Below are 17,581 nucleotides of genomic sequence, written 5' to 3' on the forward strand. Positions count from 1 at the left end.
GCACGTCCATCGGGATCGCGACCACAGGCGGGCCCGCAGGCCCCCTCGGAGAGGAGAAAGCGTGAGCTCCATGCTGGAGAGCTATGCCGCCGGACGATGGTTCCGCGCCGCGGGCGACGGTGAGCCCCTGCTCGACGCCGCGACGGGCGAGGAGGTCGCGCGCCTCTCAAGCCATGGCCTGGACGTCGCGTCCATGGTCGCCCACGCACGGCAGATCGGCGGCCCCGCGCTGCGGGCCCTGACCTTCCACGAACGGGCGGCGCTGCTCAAAGCACTGGCCAAGCACCTGATGGCGCGCAAGGACGAGCTCTACGCGCTGTCCGTCCGGACCGGCGCCACGTCCCGGGACACGATGGTCGACGTCGACGGCGGCATCGGCACCCTGTTCAGCTATGCGAGCAAGGGCACACGCGAGCTTCCGAACGACACGATCGTCCTCGACGGCAGCCTGGAACGCCTAGGCAAGGGCGGCACGTTCGTCGGCCAGCACATCTACGCCTCACGCCCAGGCGTCGCGGTCCAGATCAACGCCTTCAACTTCCCCGTATGGGGGATGCTCGAAAAGCTGGCCCCGGCGTTCCTCGCCGGTCTGCCGACGATCGTCAAGCCCGCGAGCCAGACCGCCTACCTCACCGAGCTGGCCGTCCGGCAGATCATCGAGTCGCAGATCCTGCCGGAGGGCACCCTCCAGTTGCTCGCCGGCAGCGCGTCCGGCCTGCTCGACGCCCTCACGATCCAGGACAGCGTCGCCTTCACCGGCTCGGCGCACACCGCGGGCATCCTGCGCCGCCACCCGAACGTGCTGGACGGAGGCGTCGTCCTCGGCGTCGAGGCCGACTCGCTCAACTGCTCCATCCTCGGACCCGACGTACAGCCGGACGACCCGGAATTCGACCTGTTCATCAAGGGCGTCGCCACCGAGATGACGGTCAAGGCCGGGCAGAAGTGCACGGCCATCCGCCGGGTGCTCGTGCCCGAGACGATGGCGGAGCCCGTCATCGAGGCGCTCTCCGCACGCCTTGCCAAGGTGACCGTCGGCGACCCCCGCAACCCCGACGTGCGGATGGGCGCACTGGCGAGCCTCGGCCAGCGCGACGAAGTCACCAAAGCCGTCGAAGCACTCCGCGCCAGCGCAGAGATCGTCTTCGGAGATCCACAAGGCACGTCCCTCCTCGATGGCGACCCCGAACGCGGCGCGTTCATGACCCCCCTGGTCCTACGTGCACGTCCCGGTGCCACCGAACCGCACGACGTGGAGCCGTTCGGCCCCGTCAGCACCGTGATCACCTACGACGGCCTCGACTCCGCGATCACCCTCGCGGCCCGCGGCAAGGGCAGCCTGGCCGCCTCCGTCGCCACTCACGACCCCGACGTCGCCCGCACGATCGTGCTCGGCCTGGCCCCCTGGCACGGCCGCGTCCTCGTACTCGACCGCGACGACGCCCAGGAGTCCACTGGCCACGGCTCCCCACTGCCCGTCCTCGTCCACGGCGGCCCTGGCCGCGCCGGTGGCGGCGAGGAGCTCGGCGGCGTACGCGGCGTCCTCCACCACATGCAGCGCACCGCCGTCCAGGCGTCCCCGGACCAGCTCACCGCCGTCACGGGCCGATGGACGACAGGATCCAAACGCCTCACATCCGACGTCCACCCGTTCCGCAAGTCCCTGGCAGACCTGCGCATCGGCGACACGATCACCTCCGCGACCCGCACGGTGACGCTGGACGACATCGAGCACTTCGCCGAGTTCACCGGAGACACCTTCTACGCGCACACCGATGCCGAAGCCGCCGCGCGCAACCCCCTGTTCGGCGGGATCGTGGCCCACGGATACCTGGTCGTGTCCCTAGCCGCCGGGCTCTTCGTCGACCCGCCGCCCGGCCCGGTCCTCGCCAACTTCGGCGTTGACGGCCTGCGCTTCGTCACCCCGGTCAAGGCGGGCGACACCATCCAGGTCGCCCTGACGGTCAAGGAGATCACTCCCCGCACCGCCGCCGACTACGGCGAGGTTCGCTGGGACGCCGTAGTGACCAACCAGGAAGGCCAGCCGGTAGCCACCTACGACGTGCTGACCCTCGTAGCCAAGACCTGGCCAACCCCAGAGTCCTGACATCGCGGATCGTCACCCGCCAACGTCCGCGACCAGCCGCCCCTCCAGAGGGGCGGCTGGCGGGATGCGACGGGCGGGATGCGGCGGGATGATGCCCCCCTCGGCATAGGCCGACAGGGGGCGGAGGCGACGTAAGAGAGTGGTTAGATCTTGCGGCTGTGATCGGTTTTAGAGTCGCGGTGTTGCGTGATATCCCCTCCCCCGCACCGAGGACGTTCTCATGCGTCGATCTCGTACGGTCTCCTGCTCCACCACGATCCTGGCCGCCCTCATCACGATCACCGCCCTGGCTCCTGCACAGTCGGCCTTCGCGGACAGCGGCACCACCGCCCCGCGCGAACTGGTCGATCTCGGCACGCTCGGCGGGTACTGGAGCATCGCGAACGCCATCAACAACCGTGGTCAGGTCGTCGGCACCAGCCCCGTCGCATCCGGGCTGAACCACGCCTTCCTCTGGAAGGACGGGAAGATGACCGACCTCGGGACCCTCGGCGGAGACACCAGCACCGCCACCGGAATCGACGACGACGGCCGCGTGGTGGGCTGCAGCGACACCCGGTCCGGCGAGTCGCACGCGTTCGTGTGGCAGCACGGCATCATGCGCGACATCGGCGACGGCGGCCCTGGGTACTGCGGCGCCGAGGTCAGCCGAGGTCACATCGTTCGCCAGTACCAGTCCGACCCGGCCCAGGGCTTGGCCGGCTCCCGCGCGCAGTTGATCCGCACACCGTCGATCTTCCAGGCCACCTGGGTCAAGACCGAGATCGCGCTCCGGCCCGGCGTGACGGCCGGGGACGTCAACGATTCCGGTCAGGTCGTCGGCGCGGACAACTGGACGGTCAACGACAGCGGATTCCCGCAGAACACCTGGCGCGCCTACCTGTGGAAGAACGGAGTCGGGCAGGATCTGGGCACCCTGGGCGGCATGAGCGTGGCCAACGCCGTCAACGAAGCCGGTCATGTGGCCGGCACCTCCGACACCAGCGATGACACCCGGATGCCGTTCTATTGGGACGGCACGACGATGCGACAACTGACCGTTCCCCAGGGGCAGCGATACGCCGGGGCAAACGACATCAACGACAGCAACCAGATCGTCGGCAGCTACAGTGCCTCCGGCAAGTCCGAGGCCCTGGTGTGGAACACGCCCGGCCAAGCCCCCGAGACGCTCCCGACGCCCCAGGACGTCCAAGGTGCGGACGCCAGAGGCATCAACTCTCAGGGCTGGGTGACCGGGTACGTGCAGTACTCCCCGACCAACCCGCTCGGTACCCGCGCCGTCATCTGGAAGTAGCGGCCAGCGAGGGGACCGCCACATCGCGGCCATCCCGGCGAGAGTAGGCGCCGCGGCCACCGTCTCACCTTCGAGTCTCAACAACCCGAAGGTGAGACGGTCGCCGGCCGGGTCTGCACCACCGGCGTACGGCTGGTCCCGCGGGTGACCGAGATGATCGTGGCCTACGACGACGCCGCCCGCACCCTGACCTACCAGGCCACCGGAACACCGTCGTTCGTCACCCTCGCCCGCAACCGCTGGCACATCACCCCGATCGACAACGACACCTCACGCGCTACCTACCAAGGGCAGTTCGAAACCCGCGGCGTGCTCGGCCTCCTTGCCCGCTGGTGGATCCTCGCCCAGATCAACCGCACCGCACGCCGCCTCCTCGACGACCTCAAGCACTACGTCGAACACGGCACGCCATCACCACGCAAACAGCGCCAGCTCGACAGGAAAAGCGGACGGACGCACGATTGATCACCGATGTCCGCCAGGCCGGACGCCACCCGGCTACTTGGCTGACGCGAGCGATCGGAATCAGCTCGCGTAGAACTCCGCATAGTCCCTGTAGATCCAGCCGTTCGTGCTAGGCCAGTCCGTGTGGTACCACAGGTTTCCGAAATTGTTTATACAGAGCCTGTCGATATGGATGAGCTTGCCGTAGTCGAACCTCGCGACAATGCGAGCTGACCCATAGTAGTTCGAATGCACCGGAGCGTTGTCGACGACGACTATCGCAATAAAGTTGCGATCCGAACATGAAACCGCCTCTGCGCTGGGTGTAACGGCCAGGACAGGCGCCGAAACCATTGCTGCAATCATCACGGACAGGAATCGCTTGCGCATCGTTCCTCCTCGGTCGAGGTTGCCGGAATGAGCCCGCGACGCAGAGCATTCTTGCCGCGGCCAGAAGATCTTTCGAGTGACTTGCGATCATGGTGATCTCTCCCTTATTCGGTGTCAAGAGTTGACAGTCCCCTTTTCTCAGCGTCGGACGGCGACCCCTTTGGCGTGGATTGCTCGGCGCATGGTCGACCGTGGAGATCGACGGTTTCAGGCCGTTTTGGGCTGCCCGAAATCTGCGAATAGCACCGCCTCGACAAAGGTCTCCATCGCCGCCGTGAACGTCCGTCAAAGGGTGCACGGCGTGGGTATTCGTCGGTGTGCACCAAACCGCTTCCCGCAAGTCGACCACGGTGGCGGATCCGTCGGCCAAGGCCAGTCGTCCTGAACCTGCTCGGCCCTGTGGGCGCAGCCGTACGCGGGTGCCCTCGAATCCGCCGCGGATCTCGATCTGGTCGACGAGCATCCGTGCCGCCCAGAGGCCGCGAGCCCGTTGTCCGGCACGTGGTGGCACGTAGCCCGCGAGCGGGCCTGGTCGCCAATGGCCATGGTCGGCGATCTCGCAGACCAACCGCCCGGCCTGGGCCCAGAGCCTGGCCTGCGCGGGTGGAGCGCCGGGCCGGTTCGGGTTCGATCTCGCTGAGCTGGAACTCCACCTCGTCGAAGCGGCCCTGCTCGCGGGCAATCACGGGGACGCTCGCCTGCACGCGGGAACGTCCCTCGACCACATCCCACATGGCCGCCCTGGATGGGGCGCGGCTCAGCTGGTGCTGGCGCGCGGCGAGGCGGCCCGTGGACGCGACGACGACGCGGCGGCGCTCGCCGGGCAGGTTCTCGACACGATCACGCCGGACGGGCTGCGTTCCAACAGCCGTGAGCGGCTCGCCGCCCTCGCCGATGACCTGGCCGGCGTAGATACCGCTACGGCGCTCAATCTGCGGGACCGGATCAATGCACTGCCAGCGCTTGAGCCGGTCGGGCGGTCGAGCGCGGAGCCGAACGGCTCCTGACGGGGCCTTTTGGCCTACCGTGAATCTTGGTGAGCAAGCTCAGGCGGAGCGGCGACCACTCTGCGCCAGCCGGGAACGCAACCAGTCGGCCCTGGCACGGTTTTGTTCTGGGGTGTCGCGCAACGCATCGAGGTCAACAGCGCTCTGGCGAAGCCGTTCATAGTCGGGGTGATCAGGCGGGATGACTTTTGCGCCGTCACCGATGAGGGGGGACAGCAGGAGCTTGCCGTCTTTCCAGACCGCCTGCATGTCACACCTCCAGCCCGTAGTGCCTGACATAGTACCTGGCGACGATTTCGGTCACGGGCTCCCACAAGGGCGACAAGATCCGTAGCTGGGCAAAGAAGAACCGCGTCGAGCTGTGCTTCACCCCGACCTACGCGTCCTGGGCCAACCCGATCGAAACCCACTTCGGACCGCTGCGACAGTTCACCGTCGCCAACTCCCACCACCCCAACCACACCGCGCAGACCCGCGCCCTGCACGCCTACCTGCGCTGGCGCAACACCAACGCCCGCCACCCCGACGTTCTCGCCGCCCAACGACGCGAACGCGCCCGCATCCGCAGCGAAAAGGGCATCCGCTGGGGCGGACGCCCACTCGCCGCGGCCTGACCGCCCGTCTCGGGTGCTGGTCGGCCTCTCCACGGCGCCGGACCTTACCGAGACATCGGCTTGAGGGCTTCGGCAATCTCTGGCACCAGGGCCTCGTAGGCCGCGCGCGACAGGTGCATGCCGTCGGGGTCGAACGCGGCGGGGCCCAGCCGGTCTGTCACCGCGCGCACCCTGATCGCAGTGCCGCCGGCCGTCGTGACCAGCTCGGCCAGCACCTCGGCATAATCCCTGATCAGGTCGTTGACCTCGGCGGTGTCGAACGGCTCGGGAGCACGAGCAAGGCCCGGGGGCACGAGCGCGACCCACCGACCACCGCGCTCCAGCTCGCGAGCCACGTTCTTGCGGAAGAGGCCCAGGGAGCTCGAGAAGGCCGGATGGTTGTCGCTGCTCCCGATCGACAGCACGACCGCGTCATACGACGCCGGATCCCGATCGCCGACCTGGCCTCGCAGGGACCCCGACCAGGCACCGCCGACCGCGCAGGACTCGACGTCGCCGCCGACCGCGAGCGGCACGAGGTCCGGGTACTGGTCCTGAAGCACCGCGAGGTTGCTGTCACCGAGCAAAAGAACGGTCATATGAACATCCTGCACCAGGACACTGACACGGCCCGCAGACCAGGCACGACATCGAGGACTCCACCCGTTGCCGCGGCCGCCATGGCACGCAGCTCATGAAGCAATCCGGCGAACCTATGCGGTCACAGCACTAGCGTGTCCGCGTGAATGATCATCTGCGTGCCGCGATGCGCGACGCCCGCGTGACCCGCCTGGACGATCGCGGGCTGATGTCCCTTGAGGAGGCTCGCGCGCTGCTGGCTCGAACGCAGACGTTCCGGCGCGGTGAAGGAGAGTTGGTCGACGGCACGTTCGTCCTGGAGCTCGATCGCGTCTGGGCAGCTCTGCTGAGCCTGGCGGACGCGGCGGAGTTCACGGCGATCGCGACCGGTCTGACCTGGGAGGCCGACCCACGGGGCATGGAAAACCTCGCGCTGTACGAGCGGTATGGCGACGGCGTCCTGCCTTGGATCGCCACCCGTGTGGACGATAAGGGCGTTCTGCACAACAAGCCCTGGTGCGTGCTGCCGTGCCTGCTGGCGTCCGGCTCCGACGAGGCGTTCGGCATCGCGGCCTCGCTTCGGGACCAGGAGGTTCTGTGCCAGTGGGTGATCCGGCATCCCGACAGCGGATTCCGGTTGCTGGCCGGGCGTTCGCAGGAGAAGACCGTGGCGGCGGCGATCCGTGCGCTGCACCAGATCGACCCGCGTGGTACGGCGCACCGCCTGCCGGGCTTGGGGCTGGACACGCCCCCGATGCCGGACAGGATCAGGGCGGCGCTTGACGCCGCGCCCCGGATCGAGTCGGCACCGAGCATGCCGCTGGCCATGGCCGAGCTGGAGGAGTGCTTCCAAGACTGGGAGTACCCGATGTGGGACAACGCCAATTACTTTTGCGCAGCGATGCGGATGACGGGCTTCATCACCCCGGGCGGCACCGACGGCCTGGTGTTCCAGTCCCTGGTCACGGGCCTGGGCCAGGGCGACATCAGGGTCGAGTTCCACCGGTTCGGCTTCGGCCTGCCGTTCGGCTGGATCAACGGGACCGCACACCAGGTGGCGGACGAGGAGACCGCCGACACGATCGAACAGACGCACAGCGTCGGCGGCCGGGCGCTTGATCCACACCCTGAGTTCGGGGACGCCCTCGGCCGGCTGGAGGTCCACATGCTGGCGCTGGATCCCGACGAGGCGTTCCTGAACGGGGAACCGCTCAAGCAGGTGCTCGATCTGCCCGCAACTGCCGTGCCGCTGTTCACCCTGGACGAGTGGACGATGCCGGAGGCAGAAGAGTCTGCCAGCCGCACCGACGATCTCGTTCTGGCCGTCGAGGCCCTGCGCGAGCGCCGTGCGATCACCTCGGCACTGCACCCGCGGTCGCGCGAACTTTACCTGCGTGAACGCGTCGCCCTGCTCGGCGGCCACGGTGGGCCCTGGTAGCCGGCTGTCCGGCACGAAGCCTGACATCGCTGATCGGCACCCGTTGACGTCACCGGCCACCGGCACGGCCCGGCCCGGCACGGCCGCACCGGCGGCTCCGCGGCCCAGCTGTTTCCCGGCGCCGACGGTCAGGGCGCGGAGGTCTTCCCCGTGGAGTTTTGCTCCGGCGTCGATCCGGGTTCGGCGGTCATTCGTCGGTGGTGAGTCGTTCGATGGCTTGCTGGCGGTCTTGGTGGGTTGGCCGGCTGTAGCGGCGGGCGGTTTCGACGGAGTGGCCGAGGAGTTCGGCGACGATGACGATGTCGGTGCCCTGGAGGGTCATGGTGGTTCCGGCGGTGTGTCGCAGGACGTGCGGGGTGAAGACACCGTCGCGGCCCAGTGGCAGGCCTGCGGTGTCGGCGATGGCGCGTAGCGCGGTGTAGGCCGAGCGGGCCGACAGGCGGCCGCCGCGGCGGTTGAGGAACAGCGCAGGGCTGGTGTCGGCGCCCTTCCGGCCGGTCCGCTCATCCAGCCATTCCTCCAGCACCGTGCGGAGCTTGGGGTGCAGGGGAACCTCGCGGTATTTACCGTTCTTGCCGTGCCGGACGATCAGTCGGCCCTTGGGGGCTGACAAATGGACGTCGCCGGTGTCCAGGCTGGTGGTCTCGCTGATGCGGGTGCCGGCGTAGAAGGCGGTGTAGACGATCGCCTTGTCGCGCAGCGGGGCGCGGTCGGCTGCGCGCAGCAGCCGGAGCTGGTCGCGTTTGTCCAGGGCCCGGGGGGTGGTCGGGGGGCGGTCGGCGCGTTCGGCTGCAGCCGGGCCCAGCCCCCGGCGGCGGTAGAAGTCATCGACGGCGGTCAGATGCGCGTTGATGGTGGCGGGCTTGCGTTCGGCCACGGTCTGAAGGTGGGTGCGATAGTCCCGGGCGGCCCGGTCGCGGGCGTCGGGGTCGGTGAGCGGGTCGCCCTCGACCGTTCCATCGGCGGCCAGCCAGGACAGGTATTGGCGGACCCGGGAGGCGTAGACGCGGACGGTGCCGGCGTCCAGCGGTCCGCCCGGCCGAGCGAGACTGTGTTGATATTCGGCGAATACCGCCTGCAGGCTCTCGGGAAGCGGGGTCGGGCGGGCACCCCGCCGCCGCTCGCCGTGCGATGCCGCGTCACCGGTTGGGCGCGAAGTATCAGAGACCACTCCCTCAGGCTACTTCAGATATTTCTGAATATCGGAAGTTTCTAGGGTAGAATGAAGACATCCGGCGACGACGACATCCCATCCTGAGGCTGACCCGCCACACCGGCTCACCCCGACAAGGGGGATGTTCATGCCGATGCCCGATCGTGCTCATCGGCCCGACTGGCCCGGGGCGACCCCGGGCAGGCGCGCTTCCCGGATGAACCAGGTCTGGCCAGCCGTGATCGCGCTGGCCACGGTGATCGTTTTCATCGTGTTCCTGGTCCAGGTCGGCCTGCTGATGGCAGTGGTCATGGCGCTGTCGATCCTGGTGGCCGCCACGATCCTGGTCACGCTCGTGACCGGAACCGCGTGGCTCACCGGGCTTCGCCGCCTCGCCCCGCAGCTGCGGGGACACCACTGACCCCATCCCGGGGCCGGCCCATCCCGATCACAACCTCCCGAGCCGCCACCCGGCGGCCCGGGGGGAAGGGACATAGACCCATGTGGACGACCACTGAACGACGCACAACGATCAGCCTCTCGCCACCCTCGACACCCCGGCTGCGGATGCGGCCGCCGCGTCCTGCGGGCTCGGCTCGCTCATCGCTGGACGGTGCCTGGTGGCCCCGCTCGGCCGACCCGGCCGCCGAACTGCCCGGACTGATCCTGGCCCTGCAAGCCCTCGGCCGACCCGACGATCGCCGTCCCATCACCCACATCATGCTGCGTGTAGCCGACTGGGACAGCCGGCCACGCCGACTGCGCGTCGACGGCCCGGCCGACACCCGGGTGGTGCGGCTGAGCTGGTTCGACACCCTGCCCGCCGGGTTGCTCACCGCGATCTACGCCGATGGTCGGCGCGTCGACCTGCTCACCGTCCCGGCGTCCACCGGCCACGCGGCAGCCAGCGCGGCCATGGAACTGGCCGCCCACACCACCAACCACCTGCGCACCCCCGAGCTGCTGGCCGCGCTGACCACACCTGCCAGGCAAGACCCGGCCGGGACCGAGACGGCATCCCAGAGCGCCTGGGAATCGGAGGGTGGACGGCTGCGCGAAGACCTTGTAGCGCGTTGACCCCGCGCCCGCCATCCCGGCCCGGCACGGCCGGGTCCGCCCACCAGCGATCGGAGATCGCCATGACCATCATCGCCACCCCACCGACCGCGTCCACCGCGTCCACCTGGTACGCCGGGTACACCGGGTTCACCGCCGTCCGCCGCTCCCAGACCGCGGCCAAGGCGGGCATGCCCACCCACGGGCGCCCCGGCCACACCATCGTCGCCCTGCACGGCGACCTCGACATCGCCTCCACTCCAGCACTGCGCCAGCACCTGATCGGCACACTGCACCACAGCGCCCGGCTGCTGACCCTGGACCTGGGCGAGGTGACCTTCTGCGACGCCGCCGGACTGGCCGTGCTGATCGGCACCCAACGCCGCGCCACCGGGCTCGGCATCACCCTGCAACTGGCCAACGCCCGGCCACAAGTCGCCAAGCTGCTGCGCATCACCGGACTGGACCGCGTCCTCACCGTCCGACGCAGCCTGCAACCCCAGCCTGCGGCTCTGGCACAAGTCAGCGGCATGCGCAGCTGAACGCAGGGCACAAGACCAGCAACACGACCAGTCGGCGCCCGGTCCGGCGCCGCCAACCGAGCGGGAACTCGGCCCGGGCTTGCTTGTGATAGGAGAATCCCGTGAGCACTGTGTCCCCTCACGACGCCGACGAGGCCGCATCACCGACACCGCACACTGGACGATGGCGACTACCCAGCGGGCGGTCGGCGACCGCCCACGTCCGTCGAACAATCCACGCCGCGCTGCAACGCTGGGGACTGGGCTCGGCCGCAGACACCCTCACCAATCAGATGACGGCGCTGATCCAGGAACTCTCCACCCGCTTCGCCGCGAGTGGAAGCGGTCCGCTGGACCTGCGGCTGGAACTACGCACAGCCGACCGCTTGCTGCTGGGCGAGATCCACGACACCACCCGTGACCGGTCCGAGCCCGATGACCGGACACTCGCCCGCCACCCGGAGCCCCGTCGCGGCATCATCGCCCTCACCTACGGTCGTCGGCCTGCCCGGAACGGCACCGCCACCTGGTACACCCACACCTTCACCTGGTTCCAGCCGGACGAGCTCACCACCGACCGCTAGGCCCAATGCGGGGTGGTCAAGGTGCCGGCAGGTCGTCCGATGTCTCAAAGTAGTCCTGCAGAAGATCGGACTTCACGAGGACTCTCGCTGTTTCCGGGTGGTCACGCCGGATTCTTTGGGCGTATCTCGCGCAGAGTTCCCTTCTCCTCATCGGGTTGTTGTGAAGGAGTGTCTTGGCGTTCCACAGGTGAGTGAATGCCGTGTTCTTTCGTCCGGATCGCAACTCGGCTCCCCTGTAGTCGCGCAGGAACGAACCTATGTGCACGCCACTCGCGTGCGCGCACATGGGTAGTAGTCGCTGCTCCACGAAGATCGGGTGTGCGGGCAAGGCCCCGCCGGGCTCCGACAAGATCGGGTTGCCCTCCATGAACGACAGCGCCCGGTCGGCGTATTCGTCCTTGAATCCGTCTTCGGTGAAGAGCAGCAGTGCGGCGCTGCACGGGGTGACCGACCAGTCCAGGTTGCTCCAGCTAAAGCCGGGGGGCGCGACGAGGCTGTCCTGGCCGACGTAGGAGGCGAAGCCGAGTGGCTCCTCATGCAGGCTCATGACCTCCGCGGTGACCAGCTTCCGGATGCTTTTCCAGACGATGAGGTCGGTGTCCATGACACAGCACGGGGCCTTCTCCCGCCGCAGGGCAACGATCTTTCCGAACGACCAGAAGACGCCGCAGTTGATCGTCTGAGACGCCGGATCCAGATGTTCGGAATCGACGCCGCCGTCCCAGAGGTCCAGGAGCCCCAGCCGATCGTAGAACTCCCGGCCCACGGGATCGGTGTAGAGCCGGATCGTTCCATTGTGCCGACGCCATTCGAGGGCCGACAGGACCGTGGTGAGGACCTCGAAGTCCTCCTGCCGGTACGGGGCGTTTTCGGAGCGCGAGACATAGTAGTTCGTGGTCGGCCGGGTGGACACGACGTGAATCGCCCTCACGATCGACCTCTTCCACGGCATCCCGGCTGACGGCTCCGCTCACCGCCGCGGCCCGCAGATGATGGCCCTCTCACGACAGGTAGCGCTGGATGCTGGGCATGTGGCGCAGCATTCCCACGAGGCCGGGGTAGTCGGTGCGGATCCGGGCCACACATTGCCGGCAGAAGGCCTCCCGGTGGTCCGGATCGCCCTTGAGCGCATCCTTGTAGGCCCAGACATGGGTGACCAGTTCGTTCCTTCCACCGCCGGCCATGGTCTCGCTGTTGCGCCCCGGCCGGGGCCAGTCGAGGAAGTACGTCGGCCGCACCCCCAGTCTCAGCGCGCACATCGGCAGCAGCCGCTGGGCCACGAACACGTCGTAGACCGGCAGGCGGTCCACTGCCTCCCGCTGGACCGGGTTTCCCACGATGAACTCCATCGCCTTGGCGTGGAACATCTCGGTGAGCCGGTCGTCCGCGAAGTACGTCAATGCGGCGTTACACGGGGTGGCCTCCCAGTCCCACTCCTCCCAGACATAACCGGTGGGCGTACTCAGCTCGCACCGAGGCTTGTAGATCATGTGGTGCAAGGGCTCCGGGTGCAGCGCCATGAACTCCGAGGTGATCAGGTCGTCGAGCGCCCCCCAGACGATGAGGTCGGTGTCCAGTGAGACGAAAGGCGCCGTCTCCGCCCGGAGGGCCGCGACGCGACCGGCGGTCCAGAACACGTTGTGGTGGATCAGGGGAGGCAGCGACTCCAGCACGTCGGTGTCGATTCCGCCGTCCCACAGTTCCGTCATGCCCAGCCGGCGGTAGTAGGCCTCCCCGACGTGGTCGGTGTACAGCTTGACCGGACCGTTGAACCGGCGCCAGGCGGCGGCCGAGAGAATGGTCGTGAGCAGTTCGAAGTCCTCCACCTGGTAGCCGTCAGGCCCCTTCAGGCGCCCCAGGTACGGCACGGACGGCAGGGTGGAGTTGACGTGAATGGCTTTCATTCGGCGACCAGCTACCGGCGGTCCGCTACGAGCCGGTTGACGACCGTCGCCAGCTGTTCGAGCGCCGGGCGGACGCTCGGGGGCGCCTCCGAGGCGCGAAGCACGAACGGGACCTGCCCCGGCTGGATCCTCATCGCCACCTCTTCATCCGCGGGGGGATCCACAGCGTCGACGGCGAACAGGAGTGTGATCCGGGCGTTGCCCGCCGTCATGGCGATCGAGCAGGTGATCGAGTCCGGCACGTACCGCTCGTCGGCGTTGGGCGCCAGCTCCATCAGGGTCCCGACGTCCAGATGCTGCGCCAGGACCGTGAGTTCCTCGGCGCGGACCTCCGCCGAGAACCGCTCGCTGACGCTCCGCCGCTCGTCCTCATAGGACACCTCGGCCGCGTTCTGCGCCGGGATCGTCGCCCGGAACTCCAGCCGTTGCCCTGGGCAGCCACCCGCGATGAACAGGTCGATCGTCACATCGTCTGCGGCGTCCGCAGCCCCGCCGGCCAGCCGCGAGACCGCGGCCTGCATGCGTTCGACGTCGGGCCGGGTGAATGATTCGATGATTGTCCGCATGTCGTCCCTCGTTGTGAAGAAGCAGGGCCTAGATGAGGTCCAGGCCGATCGAGAAGTGCTCGGCCGCAAGCGGCGCCGAAGTACAGACCCGGTTGACGTGGCGCTGCACCGCCGGCCCGGCGACGACGTGCATGACCGTCCCGGTGTTGACAGGCGTCCGGTTCGGGCAGCGGCTGTCGGTGTACTCGTCCTGGTTGCCGATCATGTGACCGAACTCGTGTGCGGCGACGTCGCCGCTGTCGGTCGTGTGCCAAAGCGTCATGTTGGTCTGGCCGGGGCCCCTGCTCACCCGGACCGTGTGGTGGGCGTTGGAGGTCACGAACTGCGCGTTGAAAGTGATGGTCGAGTCACCGTAGGGTCCCGTGCAAACGAACTGGCCGCTCCATTTGCCCTCGATGCCGGTCTCCCATCTCGTTCGCAGCGTCGTCATCTCTTGGGCTGTGATCCCCGCGTCCGGCACGAGCCGGATCCGCACCGTGACTGCCGTGCAGCTCTGCTGGAACGCCGCGGTCCAGCCGAAGATGCATTCGGACCGTGAGAACCGGCGCTCGCCGACGTACGGGCAGGGACCTGCGGCGGCGTCGGAATCCTCGGTCAACTGGAGAGCGTTGTCGGGCACGACGGCTCCTTTCTCCGCTCCCACCTCGGGAGCGTCGGGCTGGGATGAGACGTGCGAAAGGGCAGGCACCGGGGCATTTCCCGTGAGGTAAGTGCTGTACTCCGGCAGTGACTCGACGCGGTAGAAGGCGTCCGTCTTCCGGGTCAGATCAAGGAATCGGGTGAACAGGCGCGGGTTGTAAGGGACCGAGTCGATCCGGCGGAGGACGTTCCGCGCGTACGCGCGTGCTCGGGCCGCCTTGACACCGAACGCGCCCGAGCCGCCCGGGTCGCCCAGTACGCGCAGGAAGTCCTCGATACGGTCGCGCGCCAGCCGCCGGAGATCGGGAGGGAGGGTGGAGACGCGGTGGACGTCCGGCACCGTGGCGACGTAGCTGGAGATCGAGTCGGCGTCGGCGAACTCCCCCGAGAGCACCATGGTGTAGTAGGCGGGCAGATCGAACACGTTGAGGTTGGTGATCGTGTTGTGCAGGTTGACGGTCACGTTGGGCAGGGCCCTGACCTCGGTGAAGTGGCGGAGCACGTCGTCGAACCTGCTGTGCATGCGCACGTACTCCGTCGTCCTCCGCGTGCCGTCCAGGCTGATGTTGAAACGGACCTCACGAAACCGCGTCAGGTGCGGTCGGATGTCGACGTTCCCGGAGGTCAGGGTGGAACCGTTCGAGATGATCTCCACGGACGCGTCGCTCGCCAGCACGGTCAGCACGTCCAGGAACCGGGGCTCGTTGATGGGATTGCCCCCGTGGAACGTGACGGCACGAACCGGGTTCGCCCGGATGAAGCCGATGACCTTGTCGATGTCGTTGCGCTGGTAACCGACCGGCTCCACACCCAGCATCCGGTGACGATCCGAGTTCAGCCGCGTGCTGAGCTTGTCGAAGCACATCCGGCAGCCGTAGGTGCAGAGATTGCTGAGGGCGATCAGCAGATAACGCGTTCGGCCGACCGTGCCGGTCGCCTCGTCGTAGTCCTCCGCGACGTCCTCCCAGCGGAAGTTGTCCCGGTAATAGTGGAAAACGGTCGGCTGGCGCGTCGCCTCGTCCAGGCACGCCCGGCAGCCCCCGGGGATCTTGCCGCCCATGAACTGCTTGCGGGCACTGCGCATCGTCTCGCTGTTGACCAGCTCGGACACGTCGTCGACCGAGCCAAGGTGACCGGCCGCCGGTCCTTTGTCCTCACAGCAGATGACCGACTCGCCGTCGGCCCACACGGCCAGCGAGACGAAGGGGGCGACGCAGAGCGGTGCTCTCTTCCCAGTCTCGTGAGTCATCGCTTCGCGCATTTTTCGGCTTCGTGGATCGACACTGACCTGTCTCCCCCTTCGCAGTCGCCTGGCCGTCGCCTATGAGGTCCCTCGGGGCCGGGCCGACTCTGATCAGTGGACCCCGTGCATCGCCGCGTGGCTATGCGATAGGCCCATCTCGGCCAAACGATGACCGGGAACGGCCTGTCCGACCATGGCGGTGCGGCGGCCACGGCCTGTCCGGCCATGGCGGTGCGGCGGGCACGGCCGCGTCGGCCCGGTTCGCGCGCCATGACAGCGTTGGTGGCGCCATGACAGCGCTGGTGACATTCGGGTTCTACGCTTCGGCCCGCCGTTACGCCCCGGCTTCAGTCCTCGCTTGCTCCCCAGTTGGCGCCGCGGCCGCGTGCCTCGTCGAAGACCAGCCATGTGCGGGTGCCGCGGACTCCGGGGATGTCCTGGATGCGTTCCAGCACCACGTGCCTGAGCGCCGCGTTGTCCGGAGCCCTGACCAGGACCAGCACGTCATAGTCGCCGCCGACCATCGCGAAGTGCTCGATGTAGGGGATGTCCCGGAGCCGGGCTGTTACCGCGCGCCAGGTGTTCTGCTCGATGGTGACCGAGACGTACGCGGTGGTGCCGAGGCCCGCCTTCTGCGGGGCGAGCTCGGCGGTGAAGCCGGTGATCACTCCGTCGTCCATCAGCCGGGTGAGGCGCGCGTAGGCGTTGGCGCGGGAGATGTGGACCCGTTCGGCGAGGGCCCGGACCGAGATCCGGCCGTCGCGCAGCAACTCGGCGATGATCGCGCGGTCCACCTCGTCCAGCCGGGCAGAATGTCCCAGCCGTCCCGCTGATACGTCCTCGTCCCCCGACATTTGGCCTCCTCAGGGCGTGGAACCGAGCTATTTGTCGCCTATTGTGCCCGGTGTCTTGAACGGATGGTCGCGTCTGAGGACCCTTTGGGTGTCAAGCGTCCAGAGAAAGCGAGCGCCGCCATGCCCGTGGGGACAAAGGTCGATCATCTTCTTCCTTCAGTCGTTCCGGTGCGCTTCGTCGCCGAGGACGGCACGGCCGTCGAGGCGCCCGAGGGTTACCCGGCACCGGCGGACGAGCAGTTGGTGGGGGCGTACCGCCGGATGGTCCTGGGCCGCCGCTTCGACCGCCAGGCGACCGCGCTGACCAAGCAGGGCAGGCTCGCGGTCTACCCGTCGAGCCGCGGGCAGGAGGCCTGCCAGATCGCCGGCGTGCTCACGCTCCGCGAGGACGACTGGCTGTTCCCGACCTACCGGGACTCGGTGGCCCTGGTCGCCCGCGGCGTCGATCCGGTCGAGGTGCTCACCCTGCTGCGCGGCGGCTGGCACTGCGGGTACGACCCCGCCGCCACGCACGTCGCGCCCCAGTGCACGCCGCTGGCCACCCAGACCATCCACGCGGTGGGCATGGCCGAAGCCCTGCGCCGCAAGGGCGAGGACTCCGTCGTGATGGCCTTCATCGGCGACGGCGGCACCAGCGAGGGTGACTTCCACGAGGCGCTCAATTACGCCGCGGTCCTGCGCGCCCCAGTCGTGTTCTTCGTGCAGAACAACAAGTACGCGATCTCGGTGCCGCTGGCGAAGCAGACTGCGGCTCCCGCGCTGGCCTACAAGGGGATCGGTTACGGCGTCCGTTCCGAGCAGGTGGACGGCAACGACCTTGTCGCGGTCCTGTCCGTTCTCACCGAGGCCGTGCGGCATGCGCGGACGGGAGGCGGCCCGTTCCTGGTGGAGGCGCACACCTACCGCATGGACGCCCACACCAACGCCGACGACGCCTCGCGGTACCGGGAGGACGAAGAGGTCGAACGCTGGGAATCGGCCGACCCCCTCCCCCGCCTGGAGACCTATCTCCGCACCCGGGGCCTGCTCGGCACGGAGGACATCACCGCAGCGCACGAGGCCGCCGAAGCGTTCGCTTCCCGTCTGCGCGACGAGATGAACGTCGATCCGGAGACCGACCCGCTTGAGCTGTTCGACCACGTCTTCGCCGATCCCACGCCGCAGTTGCGCGAGCAGCGGGCACAGCTGGCGTCCGAGCTGGAGGGCTGA

Annotated in this window: 18 protein-coding genes and 3 pseudogenes; 11 read left to right on the top strand and 10 right to left on the bottom strand. The window is 68.2% G+C overall.

Annotated elements, in window-relative coordinates; translation table 11 throughout:
* The first annotated feature begins 61 nt into the window (after nucleotides 1-61).
* From paaZ to ACH34W_RS16180, 3 genes and pseudogenes are all read left to right on the top strand, one after another.
* Nucleotides 62-2,107: a phenylacetic acid degradation bifunctional protein PaaZ gene (paaZ, locus tag ACH34W_RS16170; protein WP_395961685.1), complete on the top strand. Its 2,046-nt coding sequence runs from the start codon at nucleotides 62-64 to the stop codon at nucleotides 2,105-2,107.
* Nucleotides 2,108-2,327: 220 nt separating this feature from the next.
* Entirely contained in the window at nucleotides 2,328-3,401 is a 1,074-nt protein-coding gene (locus ACH34W_RS16175) for a hypothetical protein (protein ID WP_395961686.1), read from the top strand.
* Between the two features lie 96 nt (nucleotides 3,402-3,497).
* A pseudogene (locus ACH34W_RS16180) lies at nucleotides 3,498-3,866 on the top strand (SRPBCC family protein); the annotation flags it as partial.
* A gap of 60 nt (nucleotides 3,867-3,926) precedes the next feature.
* On the opposite strand, the gene ACH34W_RS16185 reads toward ACH34W_RS16180, so the two are convergent.
* A complete protein-coding gene (locus tag ACH34W_RS16185) occupies nucleotides 3,927-4,235 on the bottom strand; it encodes a hypothetical protein (RefSeq protein WP_395961727.1) in 309 nt (102 codons plus the stop codon).
* 415 nt (nucleotides 4,236-4,650) lie between these two features.
* Nucleotides 4,651-4,917, bottom strand: a pseudogene (locus ACH34W_RS16190) (sensor histidine kinase); the annotation flags it as partial.
* 82 nt (nucleotides 4,918-4,999) lie between these two features.
* On the opposite strand from ACH34W_RS16190, the gene ACH34W_RS16195 reads away from it, so the two are divergent.
* Nucleotides 5,000-5,242 (top strand): hypothetical protein, encoded by a 243-nt coding sequence (locus ACH34W_RS16195; RefSeq protein ID WP_395961687.1) that lies wholly within the window; start codon nucleotides 5,000-5,002, stop codon nucleotides 5,240-5,242.
* 39 nt (nucleotides 5,243-5,281) lie between these two features.
* On the opposite strand, the gene ACH34W_RS16200 is transcribed toward ACH34W_RS16195, so the two are convergent.
* Complete coding sequence (locus ACH34W_RS16200) at nucleotides 5,282-5,491, bottom strand: hypothetical protein (protein ID WP_395961688.1); 210 nt, start codon at nucleotides 5,489-5,491, stop codon at nucleotides 5,282-5,284.
* A gap of 59 nt (nucleotides 5,492-5,550) precedes the next feature.
* On the opposite strand from ACH34W_RS16200, the pseudogene ACH34W_RS16205 reads away from it, so the two are divergent.
* A pseudogene (locus ACH34W_RS16205) lies at nucleotides 5,551-5,856 on the top strand (IS630 family transposase); the annotation flags it as partial.
* A gap of 44 nt (nucleotides 5,857-5,900) precedes the next feature.
* On the opposite strand, the gene ACH34W_RS16210 reads toward ACH34W_RS16205, so the two are convergent.
* Entirely contained in the window at nucleotides 5,901-6,434 is a 534-nt protein-coding gene (locus ACH34W_RS16210; protein ID WP_395961689.1) for an SGNH/GDSL hydrolase family protein, read from the bottom strand.
* Between the two features lie 143 nt (nucleotides 6,435-6,577).
* On the opposite strand from ACH34W_RS16210, the gene ACH34W_RS16215 reads away from it, so the two are divergent.
* Nucleotides 6,578-7,852 (top strand): hypothetical protein, encoded by a 1,275-nt coding sequence (locus tag ACH34W_RS16215; protein ID WP_395961690.1) that lies wholly within the window; start codon nucleotides 6,578-6,580, stop codon nucleotides 7,850-7,852.
* Between the two features lie 187 nt (nucleotides 7,853-8,039).
* On the opposite strand, the gene ACH34W_RS16220 is transcribed toward ACH34W_RS16215, so the two are convergent.
* Nucleotides 8,040-9,023, bottom strand: coding sequence for a tyrosine-type recombinase/integrase (locus ACH34W_RS16220; protein ID WP_395961691.1), 984 nt, complete (start codon nucleotides 9,021-9,023; stop codon nucleotides 8,040-8,042).
* A gap of 130 nt (nucleotides 9,024-9,153) precedes the next feature.
* On the opposite strand from ACH34W_RS16220, the gene ACH34W_RS16225 reads away from it, so the two are divergent.
* The 4 genes from ACH34W_RS16225 to ACH34W_RS16240 all read left to right on the top strand — a co-directional run bounded on the left by ACH34W_RS16225 (nucleotide 9,154) and on the right by ACH34W_RS16240 (nucleotide 11,166).
* On the top strand, nucleotides 9,154-9,426 hold the full coding sequence (locus tag ACH34W_RS16225) for a hypothetical protein (protein WP_395961692.1): 273 nt from the start codon (nucleotides 9,154-9,156) through the stop codon (nucleotides 9,424-9,426).
* An 80-nt stretch (nucleotides 9,427-9,506) separates the two neighbouring features.
* The gene (locus ACH34W_RS16230) at nucleotides 9,507-10,082 is read left to right on the top strand and encodes a DUF5994 family protein (protein ID WP_395961693.1); all 576 of its coding nucleotides are present in this window, start codon (nucleotides 9,507-9,509) and stop codon (nucleotides 10,080-10,082) included.
* Nucleotides 10,083-10,144: 62 nt separating this feature from the next.
* Entirely contained in the window at nucleotides 10,145-10,603 is a 459-nt protein-coding gene (locus tag ACH34W_RS16235) for an STAS domain-containing protein (RefSeq protein WP_395961694.1), read from the top strand.
* A gap of 101 nt (nucleotides 10,604-10,704) precedes the next feature.
* Complete coding sequence (locus ACH34W_RS16240; protein ID WP_395961695.1) at nucleotides 10,705-11,166, top strand: hypothetical protein; 462 nt, start codon at nucleotides 10,705-10,707, stop codon at nucleotides 11,164-11,166.
* A gap of 16 nt (nucleotides 11,167-11,182) precedes the next feature.
* Here ACH34W_RS16240 and ACH34W_RS16245 read toward each other — a convergent pair whose 3' ends face one another.
* The 5 genes from ACH34W_RS16245 to ACH34W_RS16265 all read right to left on the bottom strand — a co-directional run bounded on the left by ACH34W_RS16245 (nucleotide 11,183) and on the right by ACH34W_RS16265 (nucleotide 16,372).
* Entirely contained in the window at nucleotides 11,183-12,097 is a 915-nt protein-coding gene (locus ACH34W_RS16245; RefSeq protein ID WP_395961696.1) for a DUF6734 family protein, read from the bottom strand.
* 70 nt (nucleotides 12,098-12,167) lie between these two features.
* Entirely contained in the window at nucleotides 12,168-13,070 is a 903-nt protein-coding gene (locus ACH34W_RS16250) for a DUF6734 family protein (protein ID WP_395961697.1), read from the bottom strand.
* Between the two features lie 11 nt (nucleotides 13,071-13,081).
* A complete protein-coding gene (locus tag ACH34W_RS16255) occupies nucleotides 13,082-13,636 on the bottom strand; it encodes a hypothetical protein (RefSeq protein WP_395961698.1) in 555 nt (184 codons plus the stop codon).
* 28 nt (nucleotides 13,637-13,664) lie between these two features.
* Complete coding sequence (locus tag ACH34W_RS16260; RefSeq protein WP_395961699.1) at nucleotides 13,665-15,524, bottom strand: twitch domain-containing radical SAM protein; 1,860 nt, start codon at nucleotides 15,522-15,524, stop codon at nucleotides 13,665-13,667.
* A 341-nt stretch (nucleotides 15,525-15,865) separates the two neighbouring features.
* Nucleotides 15,866-16,372, bottom strand: coding sequence for an Lrp/AsnC family transcriptional regulator (locus ACH34W_RS16265; RefSeq protein WP_395961700.1), 507 nt, complete (start codon nucleotides 16,370-16,372; stop codon nucleotides 15,866-15,868).
* 120 nt (nucleotides 16,373-16,492) lie between these two features.
* Between ACH34W_RS16265 and pdhA the strand changes: the two genes are divergently transcribed.
* Nucleotides 16,493-17,581, top strand: a complete 1,089-nt coding sequence (pdhA, locus tag ACH34W_RS16270; protein ID WP_395961701.1) for a pyruvate dehydrogenase (acetyl-transferring) E1 component subunit alpha — start codon at nucleotides 16,493-16,495, stop codon at nucleotides 17,579-17,581.

This window comes from Actinomadura sp. 6N118 (assembly GCF_044326415.1).
In the GTDB taxonomy this organism is placed as follows: domain Bacteria; phylum Actinomycetota; class Actinomycetes; order Streptosporangiales; family Streptosporangiaceae; genus Spirillospora.

What these genes read in the sequence shown, in the direction of transcription:
- ACH34W_RS16175 (WP_395961686.1), top strand. Translation starts at nt 2,328, where the DNA reads ATGCGTCGATCTCGTACGGTCTCCTGCTCCACCACGATCCTGGCCGCC.
- ACH34W_RS16185 (WP_395961727.1), bottom strand. Translation starts at nt 4,235, where the DNA reads ATGCGCAAGCGATTCCTGTCCGTGATGATTGCAGCAATGGTTTCGGCG.
- ACH34W_RS16200 (WP_395961688.1), bottom strand. Translation starts at nt 5,491, where the DNA reads ATGCAGGCGGTCTGGAAAGACGGCAAGCTCCTGCTGTCCCCCCTCATC.
- ACH34W_RS16210 (WP_395961689.1), bottom strand. Translation starts at nt 6,434, where the DNA reads ATGACCGTTCTTTTGCTCGGTGACAGCAACCTCGCGGTGCTTCAGGAC.
- ACH34W_RS16225 (WP_395961692.1), top strand. Translation starts at nt 9,154, where the DNA reads ATGCCGATGCCCGATCGTGCTCATCGGCCCGACTGGCCCGGGGCGACC.
- ACH34W_RS16230 (WP_395961693.1), top strand. Translation starts at nt 9,507, where the DNA reads ATGTGGACGACCACTGAACGACGCACAACGATCAGCCTCTCGCCACCC.
- ACH34W_RS16235 (WP_395961694.1), top strand. Translation starts at nt 10,145, where the DNA reads ATGACCATCATCGCCACCCCACCGACCGCGTCCACCGCGTCCACCTGG.
- ACH34W_RS16250 (WP_395961697.1), bottom strand. Translation starts at nt 13,070, where the DNA reads ATGAAAGCCATTCACGTCAACTCCACCCTGCCGTCCGTGCCGTACCTG.
- ACH34W_RS16255 (WP_395961698.1), bottom strand. Translation starts at nt 13,636, where the DNA reads ATGCGGACAATCATCGAATCATTCACCCGGCCCGACGTCGAACGCATG.
- ACH34W_RS16260 (WP_395961699.1), bottom strand. Translation starts at nt 15,524, where the DNA reads ATGACTCACGAGACTGGGAAGAGAGCACCGCTCTGCGTCGCCCCCTTC.
- ACH34W_RS16265 (WP_395961700.1), bottom strand. Translation starts at nt 16,372, where the DNA reads ATGTCGGGGGACGAGGACGTATCAGCGGGACGGCTGGGACATTCTGCC.
- pdhA (WP_395961701.1), top strand. Translation starts at nt 16,493, where the DNA reads ATGCCCGTGGGGACAAAGGTCGATCATCTTCTTCCTTCAGTCGTTCCG.